Genomic DNA, 15,950 nt, shown 5'->3' on the forward strand with positions numbered 1-15,950 from the left:
CTTTCTATGGTCCTGTCGCCAATTCCCAGGTAATTGTGGCAGAATAAGACTGTTTTTTTGCCATTCCGATAGGTACCTGTAGTCGGAAGTGACCCGTTTTGGTTAAGTTGACTCTAGATTTTGTCTGCATTCGATTCGTTTGGATTCGACTATTTTCAAAGCCAAGTAAATCCTTGTCATAATACAAGACATTTTTTAGCTTATCTTTCGTGACCGACGTAAAATCACTCGATAAACGCGCATACAATTGCCAGCCCTTATCCTTTTTTTCTCCAGTAATTCGGTTGTCACCAATCACGATGTCTTGATTATTATCCGCAGGTAAAACAACTTGATCTTTCGCTAAAACACGGCTATCTTGAAATTGCATTTGTTTGGGCACAGAAATAAAACGCAATACACCCTTAAATGAAGCATACAATTGTAAGCCATTTCCGCCTTTATAAGGAATCTCCGTTCCAGTAGGATAGACGGTTGTTTTATCCTCTAAAAGATAATTTTTAAACACATATCCTTGGCTTTTGGTTGCTTTTTCTACTTCCGTCACTAAAGTAGGCTCTTGCTCAAAAATCAATGGCTTTCCTACGATTTTTTTAGGTAAGTTAACTACGTTCTTGGTCAAATCTTGATTATTCTCATCATAAAGTTTCATGCCTTCTTCATCTATAAAAGAAACGGTGACATCTTCATAACGATAGTCTATCGTTCCGACTCTTTGATCCAGACGTTTCGTTTCAGTTAATACAGTATTATCTTTTCCAACAACTTGAAGGGTTAGCGGTTGTTTTAAAGTACCTGAAGTTGGTTCTGCTTTTTGGAATGCTTGAAGGGACTCATCTTTTATTTTTATTTTATCTTGGGTCTCATCAATTAAACTTCCTTTAGAGATTTGATATACTTTAACATTTCCATATTGAGGGCTTAAAAGTTGATCACCTGAAATAGTTTTAGACGTATCCCAAAATATTGGAAAATTATTAGAGCTAAAAACATAATCACCAGCAATCTCTCCACCAACAAATACCTTTACCGTTATTTCTTTCATTACGCCGCTCACAGCACCAAATTTTAGTCGAAACGTTAAATCATATATCTGCGTTTCTGCAGGATTTGTTGAAGTCGCACTATTGATTTTTTTTAGATCATTTTGATCAATTTCCACATTTAATACACCACCAGAAATTCTTGAACCTGTGAGCATATTCCAAGCATACAACTTCGCAAAATCATTGGTTCTGCGCAACATACTTTCAGTTAAATTTTGAGCTTGTTCAAAACTAATCGCAAAGTTTTGTGCATCCATAACCGCTTTGTCATTGTACACAGAGTTACTTGATAGAACACTAACAACACTTGATGTCACTGAAAACTGTTTTTGTGAATCCGTTACAAAATAAGTAACATGCTGTGGTCCTACTTTTTTTATATCAAAACCAAGTGCTTTCCAGTCAATCGGTTGGGTAATATCATGGGGGTTTCGATTTATTCTGGCATTGAGCCACTCTTGTTTTTTTAAATCCATACTTTTATTAAAATCGTAGAAATCATAAACCTTCACTGCATTACTGTGGTCAAATTTCCCAGTTGGAGAACCTGTGAGTAGTTTTCTTTCCACATTTTCTGGAATTTGATAAACCGGGTTATTTTGGTTGATCAAAAGCTCTTTGGGTGCTCGAATAACTGGTGGAAAATCCGCTACTTGTTTGATATTTCCATAAAAAATATTATTTTTTGTATCTACTCTTTTGGTCGTTGGTCCACCACTTGGATAGGAATGAACAAATTTCGTTCCTTGTAATGTTCCAGCAAGATGGACATTATCACCTTCCATGGAAACAACCACATTAGGTAACACTCGTTCCCCATCTGTACTTATAGTGGACATACTTTCAATTTTAAAGTTTTTATCCATGAATCCTGATACAACACTTGGCTCAGTGCCATACCCTACGAAGTCACCTGTAAAGGAGGATATGTACCCGAAAAATACAATTTTTCCTGTCTGATCATTTTTGGAAAAGTGAAACGAGCTTGGACTGGTCCCCTTTGGAAATTCTTTTACCAATCGTATTTGTCCTGTAGCTGTATCTAAACATTTCAAATACAATGGATTTTTAGTTGAACTTGATTCAAAAAAATAGATAGTATCAACATCTGAAATCTCTTTTTTGATATTGATCGATTTATCTCCTTCATCTGGTTCATACACATATTTCAGTTTTCCCGTAGAATCCCAGACATTTAAAAAACTATATTGTGGTATATCTAATGTTCGATCTGTTTTTCCTAATGTTGTCACTCCGACAAAATCGCCATTTCTAGTCTTTGTCAACTGAGCTAAACCATCATAAGCTGAAGAAGGTTTAGGAAATCCTAACTTTTTTGAATACAAATCATTTGCATCCGTGGCTTCTAATTTATCTAATTTTGAATACACAGCATTTTTTGACACAGTAAACACATTATAATTGTTCTTTTCACTGGATCGCCAAGAGATGTACGATGTTTTATAGATTGTATCCTCAAAGTCTATACTTGATCGGTTATACGTTTGTCCTTCTAAAGGAAACGTATCACTTGATATTATTTTGCGACTAATAACGTTCAAATCACTATCAATGGTCAAAATGGCTGGCCCTTTTTCATTCTCAACATATCCCGAATACACAATACTAAAGGTTCCATCTTTGTTATCGCCAATTAATTCAAAACTACTCTCTGATTTTTGGATTTCCAGATTATTTTTCGTTGAGTCTAAATCAGGTGTTTTCCCATCAATCCACAATCTTTTGAGTATTTTGTTGTCTTTTGAGAGCAAAACAATCTCAGCGACCGTCATCCAATCTGATGTTTCTAAGCCATAAGTAGAATGGGACCAGATCTCTAATACATTGCCGTTTGGCGTTTTAACTGCAGCCGATACAGTATCATTGATTGGTGAACTACTCCCATAAAGCTCTTCTTTCGTCAAATTGATCAAACTAGTATCACCTTGAAAATAATCTGGATATTTAGGTTTTAACTCTGGTTCGTAAATCGGTGGGGAATCTTTAGGAACCGTCACAGACAAATCTGAACCAGTATTAATCACGCTTTCTTCAACTGGATGTGCTTTAATTGCTGTATTGAAATGATTAGTTAGCCAAATAACACCAGCAAATCCTAACACTACACCGAAACAAATAGCTATTTTACTTGCGCTCTTAAGATAGATGAACTTACTCATCATTTACCTCCTTCCTTAAAAAATCCTCTTTTTGGCGTTCAAAAATAGTTACATCAACAACCCCTTTCACTTTTTTTCCCCATCCACCCATCCCAAATTTAGAGATTCTCATTCATTGCCTAAACGATACCCCATTGAACGTACAGTTTGGATAAAGTCTGAACTTTGATTCCGTTGTTCAATTTTATAGCGTATTTTATAAATAATATTGGCTGTTCGGTATCTACTTGTTTGCCAATCAGCTTGGTCTTCATTCCAAATAAAGTTTCCCAATTCTTGATATGTAACGGTTTTTCCACAATTTCTTTTTAAAATACTCATCAAACGAAACTCAAGTCGAGTCAAAAATATTTCTGTTTCATCAATGCAGATACTCAAATTATTTTCTTTCAATTGATACTCTGTTTTCTTTGTTTTCCTTCTATTTTGGTATTCTTGCTTTTCATTCACAGCTGTTTCTAAAAGATTGTTTTTCAAATTTTCTACTTTCTCTATTTGGCAAAAAGTGAATCGAAACAACTCTTGAATTGCCGCTAGTTCGTTCATACATATCGTGCCATCAGCGCCTAATCCAGCGTAAACTAATCGGTAAGGGAGCTGATCTGATAAAGAAAAGACCCATAGATACGATGGTTTATATTGTTTTGCTTGTAAAAGCAATTGTCCAACTTCCCCAGCTGAACATGTCTCACTTTCTAAAATACATAGAATATCAGGGGATAGATTTCGTTCTTTTATATAATCAAGTTCGCTTGGTAATAGTACCTCTGCTTGACCGTTTAAGCGTTCAACTTCCTCTTTAAATGGTTGTGCAAACTCTTTGTTTAATGCAATTAATACAACTTGTTTCATTGTTAAAGTCCTCCCTGGTTTAAACTCTGAGCGAAAAATTTAGTTTCTTCATATATTTAAGGAAACTATTTCGTAGATTAGTTAATGTTGTCGATCTATTTTACATGTATTCGCTAATTGCTATATTTTTCTTTAAAAGATATACTATAAATAGATAAAGAACAGAAATTCTCGTTTTTCACTAAAACGAGAATTTCTGTTCTTTATCCTCTTTTTATATGCATTTGTAAAAAAGCTTGACGGCTATATTGACGGTTATTAAACAAGTACTTGTTTTTATACCTACCAAATGAACAGCCAAAACGCATAAAAAAAGAGAGTAAATTAAATTACTCAAGTTATTTTAAAATGAAAAAAAGGGAGATGAGAAAGAGGTGAAAATTAAAAAAATTTAATTTTTTATAATATAATACCTTCAAATTGACGCATAGCGTTTCGTTGATCATCAATAAATGAGCTCGTATACGTATCCAATGTCATTTTGATAGAGGCATGCCCTAATAATGCACTTACAGTTGCAATATTTATACCGATTTCAACACAACGAGTCGCAAAGGTATGTCTCAATGAGTGGAACACAATATCTGAAAGTCCAAGTTTCTTTTTCAATTTTTCAAAACGGTAGCTAATCGTCCGTGGCTCAACTGCGTGACCATTTATTTCAACAACAGCTGCAGAAGATGCTTGATCTTTTGCTTTTAACAATTGCTCCATCAAGGTTTCAGTGATTGGAATCGTTCGTATTGCTTTTCTTGTTTTTGGTGTTGTTTCAATTAATTTTGTTTTTTCTTTTCCAAATGATCGAGAGGTAATTCTTTGTTTTGTTCGACGAACGTTAATAATTTGTTGTTCAAAATCTATGTCTGACCATTTTAAAGCACAAATTTCACCAATCCGCATACCTGTTTCTAGTGCTAAAAGGATTGGAAGCCCTTTGGTATTTTTCTTACTTTCTTTTATCACTTGTGCTTGCTGTCCACGTGTTAACGCAGGGAGTTGCTTTTTCTCAATTTTTGGCAGTCTTGTATGTTCTGCTGGATTCAAAAAGATATGGCCTCTTTCTTGCGCTACTTTTAAACAGCTTTTAATAATACGAAAGACGATATGTACGGAATTAGGAGCTAATTTTTCATTAAGTTGGGTTACTAATTGATCTAAGTGTCCTGTATGCAAGCTATTTAGCGGGATCCTTCCAATTACAGGTAAAACATGAATTGTTAATTTACTTTGATAGCTAGCATACGTACTTTCTTTTAGCTGTTCTACCATTTGTTGATTTAGCCAAATATTGACCCAATCACCTACAGTACCATGAAATACATGATTTCCTTTTTCATTTTGAATAGAGTATATTGCTTTTTTCTCTATCAATTGATTGCGTACGGTCCGATAATTACGTCCGTAGATGTAGCCATAGTGAATAGAACCATCCATTTTTCTTGCCTTAGGATATCTACCTTCCCAGCGACCATCTTTACGTTTATAAATATTTTCTCCTCTTGCCATTTATGTTCAATCCTTTCATATTTTGACGGCGGAATTGACGGCTACAAAAACCGATCGATTCTTGAATAAATTTGACTAGTGTATAATTTTTCCGAAAAACAAAAATATTTAAAGCAAAAACAATAAAAACTTTCTACAATTTTTAAATATTTTTACAATGAAATTAAAAAATAGTATTGATTTCCTGATAAAATAATAATAGAATGGTAACGAGTCAAACTATTCTTTACATTGTAAAAAAATAAAATAAAAACATTTCTTGTTTTAGTGAAGAACAAGAAATGTTTTTTTGTTTTCTTTATTATTTATATCATTTTTTTAAATAAAAATTATCCATTTTTTTCCAATGTATTCTCCCTCAATGACAAAAAAAGTGTAAAACAAAAGTAAAGAACACTTTTGTTTTACACCTTACGTACGAGTTAATCCCTTCGGAAATAAATTGCTGCCTTGTTCAGATAAGTAGTGTAATCAAGGTTATAAAAGAGATTCTTTATTCCCTCCATCCCCCATACCTAGTCATCAAAGGGCTCCGAGTCTAACTTTTTCAATATCTCATTATCTACTGCTTCTATCAGTCGGTGAATAGCATAGGAATCAGAAAATGTTTGAACGAATACTTTATTGCCGGATTCGTTCATTGTTTTGTATTCCTTGTCTGTTACAAAAATATCAACATCTGAGCTGTATGTGTCTAAAATAGTGATCTTGTCAGAAAAGAGCTTTTCAATTTTTCTTCGGATAATATCTGCTATATATACTTTAGAATTTTGCACATATATTTTGACCTTTTCCTTATGCTGCACAGGTTTGATCCTACACAAAAGACTATAAACTAACAAATAAACTTGCCGCTTGAAAGAGGTTTGATTTTGTTCACCTTGAATCTCTAAAACAGTGGAAAATCCTTTATGTTCATTTTCCCATCGTTCAACTATTTCGAATACTTTTTGATACATTTGTTCCTCATAAGTATTTCGCTTCACAAAAATCTCTTCTTCATAAACGTAAAAAAATCTTCTGGTATCGTAAAAACTAGCTGTTGCATATACCAAAAACAAGGTCACATTGGAACGGATAAAACTAAAATACTCTTTATCTTTTTGAAAAAAAGTAGTGATGATTGACTCTGTTAAAGAATCACAGATCTCATCAAAGTCGGGTCTATCCTTAATCACTACTTTTAATTCATTTTCCTCATTTTTACTATTCGCTCTAATGATTTGAATCCTGAACATCGAAACAAATAGATATAGAATTTCAGATTCTTTATTTTCAAAATAAGGAAAATGTTTATTTACATAAGTAGAAACATTCTCATATATTTTCGATAATTTTCCTTGGGTATATATATCTAATTCACTTTCTTTTGCAAGAATATTTCCTTGACTATTTCTTTTTATTGTTATGTATAATAGTAATCTCATCAATTCTTTTTGAGCCGAATCCATATGAACAAGGGTTGGAAATTGAGACTCTAATGAATGTTCCAAAAAATGATACGCTTCTTGGGAAAAAATCCAGTTAGAACTTGCATTAGAAAACACATGGATGAAAAAATTCCGAATACGGTATTCCTCACTTGTTAACTCACCACTACTCGTCATCTCAAGTCCAAAACTTTCTAATAAGCTCCTAAGCTTTTTTTTATACCTGGCACAAGTAGTCATACTTATATAGTACGTTTCGCAAATGTATTTATTATCAATTCGCCCTTTTAAAAACAACTCTTTGATCATAATAAATAAAATCGACTTCTCTAAATAAAAAAATGAAACATCTACATGAGAGCTATTACTTAGCTTAACAGATTCAACTTTTCCAACCTTGTTATAGTAGATCTCTAAGTTTTTTTTATCAATATGTGTATTCTCCTCAAAAGAATCAATCACGCTGCGCACCGTTTTATAAGACAACTGTGTGGCAGAACAAATTTCTGCCATATTTACACTTTTATTTTCATTGATCAAAAAATCTAATACTTGGATTTTATTATTATCCTGTTCGGTAATAAATTCCTTCATGCCAAACTCCCTCCAAGTTCCTCTATCGTGTCTTCATTATATATCCAGCCCGCCATTGCTGTCTATGAAGATGCAAGTATTATGATAATTTGGTTGCCTGTCTTTGTATAAATGATTAAATAAAAATGTTTCACATGAAACAAAGTAGCTAAAACCACATTATTATCCACTATATAAGCATTTTAAAAGAAAAGTGCTCCGGGTAAAAAAATAATAGCCTTTCCAAGAGGAAAAGCTATCAATCAACATTATTTACTTGAAAAATCTATCATCATCAGTAATATTAAACTTCGTTTTACTCCAGCTGTTAAATTTTCATATTGCATTCAAATACTGTGACACTTCGATATATCATTATATCTTCTATTTTATGGGATAACTCATTTATTATGATAACTTTGTTATCACTAATAAATTTCTTTTTGGTTTGTATCACTTAACCCTATTCCCTTTCTACTGGTGATAAATATTAACAATAATTCCATATCCCGTTGTTGATTTTTCATATTTTTCATCAATCATTTTTACAACTTTAATCATTCTATATATCAAGAATAACAATATCTTTATTGATAATTGTCCGAATATTATGGTGAAATATGAAATAGTCTATAGCTCTTCTAAATACAAGGCTTTTTAAATCTAGTTTTATTTATATTGAACACTCGTAACTATTGATACATAAGTTTTTAACAAAAGGATTAGCTAGAAACATTTATAGTAATTTTCATCTAAAGTAGACACGAAACTCTTTTCTATATCTACGAATCTTATTTTTTTTGTTTAACTTATCTGTTTCAGCAACTCTAACAACTATGTTATCTGTATAATCAATTTTCTTGTCCCTTTTGAACATTCCGGATAATACATTTACTTTATTGTATTGCCAACACCAATGGTCAGTGCAATAATACAGCTCTCCTGTATTTTTGTCTCTTTGCCAATAATGTTTCTGTTTTTTTTTCTTTCCTTTTAATTTTAATACTTGCTTTAGTAATCTATCTTCATCGTAATTTTTGTTATCATCAATTTTTGATAGTATAAATAATAACAATTTTTCAATTCCTAAAACCAATAAAATTAGCAAAGCCAGAACTACAATAGAAATAAAAACGATTTTTATCCATTCCCCATTACTTGTTAAATTCTTAACTTTTTCAACCATCACAAAACACAACTCCTTTTACAATTATAAATAAAAAAATTACATTTAGATTATATCATAAATAAATAATATTATAAAATAAGTATAATTAAATGATTTTCAAACGAACCAACCATATAGATATAGGATAAATATTTTTCTATAGAGTAAATACATAAAAAAAGCCTTTCCATTACAGAAAGACTTCTTGTCTCTATTTGATTCCATAGATAACAAAGTATGGATTTTTAATTGTTTGAAAATCAGTTCTCATATACACTCTTGCTGCATATCCTGTTACGCCTGATACTTGAACAACGATATATTTGCTCTTATATATCATATATCCATAACGCTTCAGGAATTGATTATTGTCACTTTAATAATACTAGCGCAATATAGATTAAGGATAGGTGATGGATTCAATCAGTTCCTAACATTCACATTTTCCAATATCTCTATAGAAACCTTATATTGAACGATTTAAAGACTTGCTATTACTCACTTTTAGAAGTAGTTTTCGCTATCTTCCCTTGTTCAATATAAACCATCAAAATCGAAATATCTGCTGGATTAACCCCACTAATTCGACTTGCTTGAGCGATTGTTTCTGGTTGGATTTTTTGTAGTTTTTGTTTTGCCTCTGTCGCTAGTCCATTAATCGCTTCATAATCGATATTTTCTGGGATGCGTTTGGCTTCCATTCGTTTTAGTTTATCCACTTTTTCTAAGGCTTTTTTGATATAGCCTTCGTATTTCAATTGGATTTCTACTTGTTCAATGACTTTATCATTTAATTCTACTTCAGATGCTGGAATAAATTGAATCACTTCATGATAGGTCATTTCTGGGCGTTTTAAGAAGTCGCTGGCTAATACCCCATCTTTCAATAGAACAGAACCTTTCGCTTCTAAAAATGCTTGTACGTCTGCTGTAGGCTTCACTCTAACTGAACTTAAACGAGCAATTTCTGCTTCGACTGCTTTTTTCTTTTCAAGATACGCTGTATATTGGTCTTCTTTGACTAAACCGATTTCGTGTCCTTTTTCTGTTAAACGTAAATCGGCATTATCATGACGTAAAATCAAGCGATATTCTGCTCTGGATGTGAGTAACCGATAGGGTTCATTGGTTCCCTTCGTTACAAGGTCATCGATCATGACACCAATATATCCATCACTACGTTTCATTACAAAAGGCTCTTTGCCTTGCACTTTTAACGCTGCGTTGATTCCGGCAATCAGCCCTTGTCCTGCAGCTTCTTCATACCCGCTTGTGCCATTGGTTTGTCCTGCTGTAAATAAACCGTCGATGACTTTTGTTTCTAGAGTTGGACGTAATTGATGAGGAACAACTACATCATATTCAATCGCATAACCTGTTCGCATCATTTCGGCTTTTTCCAAACCAGCAATCGAGTGTAAAATATCTGTTTGGACATCTTCCGGTAATGACGTTGAAAGTCCTTGAACATAAACTTCTTCTGTATTCAATCCTTCTGGCTCTAAAAATAATTGATGGCGAGGTTTGTCAGAGAAACGAACGATTTTATCTTCGATCGAAGGACAGTAACGTGCCCCAACACCTTCAACAATTCCAGTAAACATCGGTGCACGATGTAAATTCTCTTGAATAATTTCGTGGGTTCCTTCATTCGTGTAAGTCAACCAACAAGAACGTTGCTCTAAATTGTACGCATCATCTGGCGTGCTGAAACTAAAATGATTTGGTTGTTCATCCCCTGGTTGTTCTTCTGTCACAGAATAATCGATTGTACTGGATTTTACACGCGGCGGCGTCCCTGTTTTAAACCGATCCATTTCAAGTCCTAATTCTTTTAGATGATCTGCTAAACCAATGGATGGTAATGAATTATTAGGACCTGAAGAATATTTTAGTTCTCCAATAATGATTTCTCCACGAAGAGCTGTTCCTGCTGTAATGATTACCGCTTTACTTTGGTATTGTGCGCCTGTTGTTGTAATGACCCCTTTGCAGATACCATCTTCTACAATCAAGCGTTCTACGATACCTTGACGTAAAGATAAGTTGTCAGTACGTTCAATCGTGTGTTTCATTTCAGTGGCGTAAGCATGTTTGTCCGCTTGGGCGCGCAAGGCGCGAACCGCTGGACCTTTTCCTGTGTTTAGCATCCGCATTTGGATGTATGTTTTGTCTATATTATGCCCCATTTCTCCACCTAATGCATCGATTTCTCGAACGACGACGCCTTTGGCTGGGCCTCCCACAGATGGGTTGCATGGCATAAATGCCACCATATCTAAATTGATCGTTAAAAGTAAGGTTTTACTGCCTATGCGAGCGGATGCTAAGGCGGCTTCTGAGCCTGCGTGACCTGCTCCGACTACGATTACGTCATAAGATTCTGCTTTAAATTGATTCATCGACTCTTCCTCTCTATTTTCCTAAACAAAATTGACTGAATAATTGGGTGATCAGTTCATCTTGGACACTGTCACCGACGATTTCACCTAAAAAGTCCCAGCAGCGGGTCATATCCATTTGTACGAGATCGACTGGCATTCCCGCTTCAATTCCGCGGATAACTTCGTCTAATGCGATGGCCGCCTGATCTAGTAAGGCGATATGGCGGGTATTGGATACATATGTAGCATCTTTTTCCCCAGTTTGACCGCCGAAAAATAAATCAGCGATTTTCAGTTCCAATTGTTCCATTCCTGTATTGGACAGAACAGATACTGGCAAAATTTCTTCGTCTTTCACTAGCTGTTTTAATTCTTCTCGATCTAGTTTGGAAGGCAAGTCCATTTTGTTTAATAGAATCACACGTTTTAAGCCCTCTGTTGCAGCTAACAATTGGCGATCTTCTTCTGTTAGTTCATCATTTTGATTAAGAACCAACAAAATCAAATCTGATTCAGCTAACGCTTTACGGCTGCGTTCCACACCGATTCGTTCTACGATATCTTCTGTTTCTCTAATACCAGCTGTATCAATCAATTTTAACGGTACACCACGGACATTGACATATTCTTCAATTACATCACGAGTCGTTCCTGCAATATCTGTTACAATCGCTTTTTCTTCTCGTAATAAATGATTCAACAAGCTTGATTTTCCAACGTTTGGACGACCGATAATAGCTGTACTTAAGCCTTCACGTAAGATTTTCCCTTGTTTCGCTGTCGTTAATAAACCTTCGATTTGTGCTTTAACAAATCCAGCTTTTTCAAGCAATAATTTTGTTGTCAATTCTTCTACGTCATCATATTCAGGATAATCGATATTTACCTCAACCTGAGCTAATGTTTCTAAAATTTCTTGTCTTAGCGAGCGGATCAACGAAGATAAGTTCCCATCTAATTGATCTAAAGCCACATGCATAGCTTTGTCTGTTTTTGCTCGAATCAAATCCATTACAGCTTCCGCTTGTGATAGATCCATTCTCCCATTTAAAAAGGCTCTTTTCGTAAATTCACCAGGTTCAGCCAATCGAGCGCCTTCTCTTAGGAGCAATTGCAGTAATTGATTCACCACTACGATTCCACCATGACAGTTGATCTCAACAACATCTTCACGAGTAAATGTTTTTGGTGCGCGCATGACAGAAACCATTACTTCATCTACCAGTGTATCCTCTTTTGGATCAAAAATGTGCCCGTAATGAATGGTATGCGTAGGTACATCCAGCAACTGTTTACTGCCAGAGCGATAAACTTTATTTGCGATAGTGATGGCCTCATCACCACTTAAACGGACAATGCTGATTGCTCCTTCGCCAGGTGGGGTTGAAATTGCGGCAATCGTATCGAATTCTAACGTTATTTGTTGCATAATTGACTTCCTTTCGTTAATGGCTTGAGCAGTTTTTTGCGTAATAATTACTACGTTAAAGAACTACTATTTTTTTTAACTATGTATACATCTATTTTTGACTACAAAAAAAGCGCCCACTCCACCCCTATTTTTTCAGGTTGGATCTAGCACTTTCACTGCATCAATTCCTATTAATTTCTTGACAAATAATAGCATATTTTTATTTTTTTCGCAACATTGTTTATTTCCCAAAACCATTCGTTAGCGTTGCTTTTATTTTAAACTATCATTAAACTATATGTAAGTAAGTGAGGAGGTTTCTATGATGAGACGAGCTAAAAAAGAGCAATTGACTGAACAAGAATTAGAAAATCGCTTAAGTAGTATCACTTTGTCTACAGGAAATGTCAATAAAAAATATATTCTTCGAGATATTGTATTTGCGACTGATCGTATCGAAACTGATTTATTTTCATCGGAGGTAAATCCAAATGAGGTCTTTAGCGGGGTTTATCGTCAGTTAAAAGAAATTGCCTTTGAATATGAAGCAGATGCGGTGATTAATTGCCATTTTGAAGAGAAATACGTGGAATATCAAGGCCAATGGGTCGTGGAAATTTTTGCTTATGGAACTGTGGTTCAATTTACTCAAACAAATATTGGTTGATTAAATAACGAGGTTAAGAGTACGAAACAAAACTGATTTTTAGTTTTGTTTCGTACTCTTTATTTTTTATCTACATCATCGTGTGAAATGCACCGACCAACATTCCCACAACAGGTACTAACACCCACACCCAACTGGTCCAAGCATCTTTATTTTCTTCTTTGATTGTTGCTAATCTTAAACGTAAATTTTCGTTTTCCAATTCTAATTCTTCGATTCTGTTTGTGTGATTATTCATATTGTTCTCTCCCTTAGTAGTTGATACACTTATTATGCAGGAGATCCTCATCTTGCGTTAGATTCTTTTGTCACCGTCTTTTATGACATTTGTCATCATTTTTGATAATAAAAAAACCTGATCCAAAAGAACCAGGCTGGAAGAAGCACGAATGCTCCAACTACTTTATCATCGTATTTTGTACGTTGATAAGAATGATTTCGTTTAAAATATACTTTGTTTATCAGCATTTGTCAATGTATTTTTTTAATCGATTTCCTTAAACTAAATAATAATAGCCCCTTTAAAAAATTACTTTTTAAAGAGGCTTTTTATTTAGTTACACATGTTTTTTGGCAGGTTCAACAACCAAATAACGGTAAGGTTCATCCCCCTCTGAATGGGTTTGGATTCCTTCGTCTTTACTCAAGGTAAAATGGATTTGTTTTCTTTCAAATGCTGGCATTGGTTCTAGAAAAACAGGACGACCAGTTTGTTTGACTTTTTCGGCTGTTCTTTCTGCTAAACGCTGCAAGATTGCTTGGCGTTTTTCACGATAATCACCGACATTAACTACGACTGATAATTTATTCGCAGCTACACGATGAACAAATACTTGTGCTAAATATTGCAAGGCATTTAAAACTTTTCCGTGTTTTCCAATCAAGATTCCTTGTTTATCCGTGTCTAAATGGAAAACAAGTAGCCCATCTTTACGCTCTAAACGAACCAAGGCTGGTGCATTCAATTCTTTTGAAATGGTTGTTAGATATAAAGCTAATTCAGTGATTGCTTCTTCATCTTCAAGATTTTCCAAGACTTTTGGTTTGGAGGCATCAGAATCTGATGTTTTAGCAGCTAGCAGTTCTTCAACTGTGGTTTCTGCTTTGACTTCCTCATCTGTCACAATAATGTCTTCGACTGTTTCTTCAACTGCTTCTGCGATTTGTTCACTGACTGTTGGTTCGATGGACACTTGGGCAAGTTTTTTACCAAAACCTAAAAAACCCTTCTTCGCATCAGTGATCACCTTGATCTCTACATCTTCTTTTGATAAGCTCAGTGCGTGTAAGCCCTTAGTTGTTGCTTCTTCTATTGTGTTTCCCTCATATACCGGCATCTGGAAAACCTCCTTTTATTTTTTCTTATTTTTTTTCTTAGGATTCATTGCTTTCTTCAATGCTTTTTCTCGTTCTCTGACTTGTCTTTCTGCTTCTGCACGTTCTTTGCGAATTTTGAATGGATTGTTAAGCAGTAAGGTTTGTCCTACTTGGAACGCATTTGAAACTACCCAGTAAAGAGATAATCCACTGGCTAAACTCATCCCCATAACAAAAATCATAACAGGCATTACGAAATTCATAATTTTCAATGAAGCGTTTGACTCAATTTGACTCATGCTTGTTAGATATGTGCTCGCAAATGTAAAGACAGCCGCTAGAATTGGCAAAATCAGATACGGGTCTGGTTTACCTAGGTTTAACCACATAAAACTTCCTTGTTTCAATTCTGGTACACGAGAAATGGATTGATACAGCGCCATCATAATTGGCATTTGAATTAATAATGGTAAACATCCTGCATATGGATTTACATTATTTTCAGCATATAATTTTTGTTGTTCTTCACGGAACAAACGTTGTGTTTCTGGGTCTTTTGATGAATATTGCTTTTGTAGTGCTTTTAATTTGGGTTGCAATTCTTGGGTTTTACGCATGCTTTTCGTCTGGAAATGCATCAATGGTAACAAGATAACCCGAATGACTAATGTAAATAGGATAATCCCAATCCCTGTATTTGCTGACACAGATAAAAACTTGATTGCTTCAGCAAAATAAAAAACAATATAACGATCCCAAATTCCTGTACTGCTCTCGTTAATCGGAGCTGTTCCGCAGGCAGACAATACAAAAACAAGTGTCACTAAACCTGCCATTAATAATAAGCGTTTATACTTCTTCACAAAACTGTTCCTCTCTTATTTCAAAATTTTTGCAAGTTTTAAAACGTGTGTTACATTTTGGTGCACTTCCTCAGATGTTAATTTCTCCACACCTGGTCTTGCGATGATAATAAAATCACAAGTTGGAGCGATGGATTCCTTTAACTGAAAGATCGATGTACGAATCTTGCGTTTCACAGCATTTCTGACAACTGCATTACCAATCTTCTTACCCACGGAAATCCCTACTCTAAAGTGCTTTTGTTCTGGTTTTTCTAGGATATAGACAACAAATCTGCGATTCGCACAAGATTGTTTGTGTTGAAACACTGCTTGAAATTCTTTTTCTTTTTTTACTCTATAGGATTTCTTCATATGCATCCCTTTGTTTCTTTCTATCTTTCTTTTTTGCTCACTTTACAATAATAGCATATTTCCGTCATTTTTTTCCAAATTTCAGGGAAAATCTCCACAGATTTTGGTGATAGTGACTCTAATTTCATATATTATCATTTTTTAGGTTTTTTTTCACTTTATTTCTTATAAGGTCATAACGTTTCTATGACGAAAAATC

General features: G+C 34.4%; 13 protein-coding genes. 1 reads left to right on the forward strand and 12 read right to left on the reverse strand.

What is annotated here, in order from left to right; all coding sequences use genetic code 11:
• Positions 1 to 4: 4 nt before the first annotated feature.
• The 8 genes from A5880_RS07670 to mnmE all read right to left on the reverse strand — a co-directional run bounded on the left by A5880_RS07670 (position 5) and on the right by mnmE (position 12,568).
• Positions 5 to 3,226, reverse strand: a complete 3,222-nt coding sequence (locus tag A5880_RS07670) for a hypothetical protein (RefSeq protein ID WP_086330396.1) — start codon at positions 3,224 to 3,226, stop codon at positions 5 to 7.
• A gap of 108 nt (positions 3,227 to 3,334) precedes the next feature.
• Positions 3,335 to 4,078, reverse strand: coding sequence for a winged helix-turn-helix domain-containing protein (locus A5880_RS07675; RefSeq protein WP_086330397.1), 744 nt, complete (start codon positions 4,076 to 4,078; stop codon positions 3,335 to 3,337).
• A gap of 399 nt (positions 4,079 to 4,477) precedes the next feature.
• Positions 4,478 to 5,584, reverse strand: a complete 1,107-nt coding sequence (locus A5880_RS07680) for a tyrosine-type recombinase/integrase (RefSeq protein WP_336577032.1) — start codon at positions 5,582 to 5,584, stop codon at positions 4,478 to 4,480.
• 515 nt (positions 5,585 to 6,099) lie between these two features.
• Positions 6,100 to 7,608, reverse strand: coding sequence for a helix-turn-helix domain-containing protein (locus A5880_RS07685; protein ID WP_086330399.1), 1,509 nt, complete (start codon positions 7,606 to 7,608; stop codon positions 6,100 to 6,102).
• A gap of 727 nt (positions 7,609 to 8,335) precedes the next feature.
• On the reverse strand, positions 8,336 to 8,776 hold the full coding sequence (locus A5880_RS07690) for a hypothetical protein (RefSeq protein ID WP_143353642.1): 441 nt from the start codon (positions 8,774 to 8,776) through the stop codon (positions 8,336 to 8,338).
• A gap of 190 nt (positions 8,777 to 8,966) precedes the next feature.
• Complete coding sequence (locus tag A5880_RS07695; protein ID WP_336577033.1) at positions 8,967 to 9,095, reverse strand: hypothetical protein; 129 nt, start codon at positions 9,093 to 9,095, stop codon at positions 8,967 to 8,969.
• Between the two features lie 154 nt (positions 9,096 to 9,249).
• A complete protein-coding gene (gene mnmG / locus A5880_RS07700) occupies positions 9,250 to 11,157 on the reverse strand; it encodes a tRNA uridine-5-carboxymethylaminomethyl(34) synthesis enzyme MnmG (protein WP_086330401.1) in 1,908 nt (635 codons plus the stop codon).
• Positions 11,158 to 11,170: 13 nt separating this feature from the next.
• Positions 11,171 to 12,568 (reverse strand): tRNA uridine-5-carboxymethylaminomethyl(34) synthesis GTPase MnmE, encoded by a 1,398-nt coding sequence (gene mnmE, locus A5880_RS07705; RefSeq protein WP_086330402.1) that lies wholly within the window; start codon positions 12,566 to 12,568, stop codon positions 11,171 to 11,173.
• A 307-nt stretch (positions 12,569 to 12,875) separates the two neighbouring features.
• Between mnmE and A5880_RS07710 the strand changes: the two genes are divergently transcribed.
• Positions 12,876 to 13,217, forward strand: a complete 342-nt coding sequence (locus A5880_RS07710) for a heavy metal-binding domain-containing protein (protein WP_086330403.1) — start codon at positions 12,876 to 12,878, stop codon at positions 13,215 to 13,217.
• 70 nt (positions 13,218 to 13,287) lie between these two features.
• Here A5880_RS07710 and A5880_RS07715 read toward each other — a convergent pair whose 3' ends face one another.
• The 4 genes from A5880_RS07715 to rnpA form a co-directional block, all read right to left on the reverse strand.
• Positions 13,288 to 13,455 carry a hypothetical protein gene (locus A5880_RS07715; protein WP_179190404.1) on the reverse strand — a complete coding sequence of 56 codons (168 nt, stop codon included), beginning with the start codon at positions 13,453 to 13,455 and terminating at the stop codon, positions 13,288 to 13,290.
• A gap of 319 nt (positions 13,456 to 13,774) precedes the next feature.
• A complete protein-coding gene (jag, locus tag A5880_RS07720) occupies positions 13,775 to 14,554 on the reverse strand; it encodes an RNA-binding cell elongation regulator Jag/EloR (protein WP_086330404.1) in 780 nt (259 codons plus the stop codon).
• Between the two features lie 15 nt (positions 14,555 to 14,569).
• The gene (locus tag A5880_RS07725) at positions 14,570 to 15,397 is read right to left on the reverse strand and encodes a YidC/Oxa1 family membrane protein insertase (protein ID WP_086330405.1); all 828 of its coding nucleotides are present in this window, start codon (positions 15,395 to 15,397) and stop codon (positions 14,570 to 14,572) included.
• Positions 15,398 to 15,412: 15 nt separating this feature from the next.
• On the reverse strand, positions 15,413 to 15,751 hold the full coding sequence (gene rnpA / locus A5880_RS07730; RefSeq protein ID WP_086330872.1) for a ribonuclease P protein component: 339 nt from the start codon (positions 15,749 to 15,751) through the stop codon (positions 15,413 to 15,415).
• Positions 15,752 to 15,950: the final 199 nt, after the last annotated feature.

The organism is Enterococcus sp. 4G2_DIV0659, from assembly GCF_002140715.2.
In the GTDB taxonomy this organism is placed as follows: domain Bacteria; phylum Bacillota; class Bacilli; order Lactobacillales; family Enterococcaceae; genus Enterococcus_L; species Enterococcus_L mansonii.

What these genes read in the sequence shown, in the direction of transcription:
- A5880_RS07670 (WP_086330396.1), bottom strand. Translation starts at nt 3,226, where the DNA reads ATGAGTAAGTTCATCTATCTTAAGAGCGCAAGTAAAATAGCTATTTGT.
- A5880_RS07675 (WP_086330397.1), bottom strand. Translation starts at nt 4,078, where the DNA reads ATGAAACAAGTTGTATTAATTGCATTAAACAAAGAGTTTGCACAACCA.
- A5880_RS07680 (WP_336577032.1), bottom strand. Translation starts at nt 5,584, where the DNA reads ATGGCAAGAGGAGAAAATATTTATAAACGTAAAGATGGTCGCTGGGAA.
- A5880_RS07685 (WP_086330399.1), bottom strand. Translation starts at nt 7,608, where the DNA reads ATGAAGGAATTTATTACCGAACAGGATAATAATAAAATCCAAGTATTA.
- A5880_RS07695 (WP_336577033.1), bottom strand. Translation starts at nt 9,095, where the DNA reads ATGATATATAAGAGCAAATATATCGTTGTTCAAGTATCAGGCGTAACA.
- mnmG (WP_086330401.1), bottom strand. Translation starts at nt 11,157, where the DNA reads ATGAATCAATTTAAAGCAGAATCTTATGACGTAATCGTAGTCGGAGCA.
- mnmE (WP_086330402.1), bottom strand. Translation starts at nt 12,568, where the DNA reads ATGCAACAAATAACGTTAGAATTCGATACGATTGCCGCAATTTCAACC.
- A5880_RS07710 (WP_086330403.1), top strand. Translation starts at nt 12,876, where the DNA reads ATGAGACGAGCTAAAAAAGAGCAATTGACTGAACAAGAATTAGAAAAT.
- A5880_RS07715 (WP_179190404.1), bottom strand. Translation starts at nt 13,455, where the DNA reads ATGAATAATCACACAAACAGAATCGAAGAATTAGAATTGGAAAACGAA.
- jag (WP_086330404.1), bottom strand. Translation starts at nt 14,554, where the DNA reads ATGCCGGTATATGAGGGAAACACAATAGAAGAAGCAACAACTAAGGGC.
- rnpA (WP_086330872.1), bottom strand. Translation starts at nt 15,751, where the DNA reads ATGAAGAAATCCTATAGAGTAAAAAAAGAAAAAGAATTTCAAGCAGTG.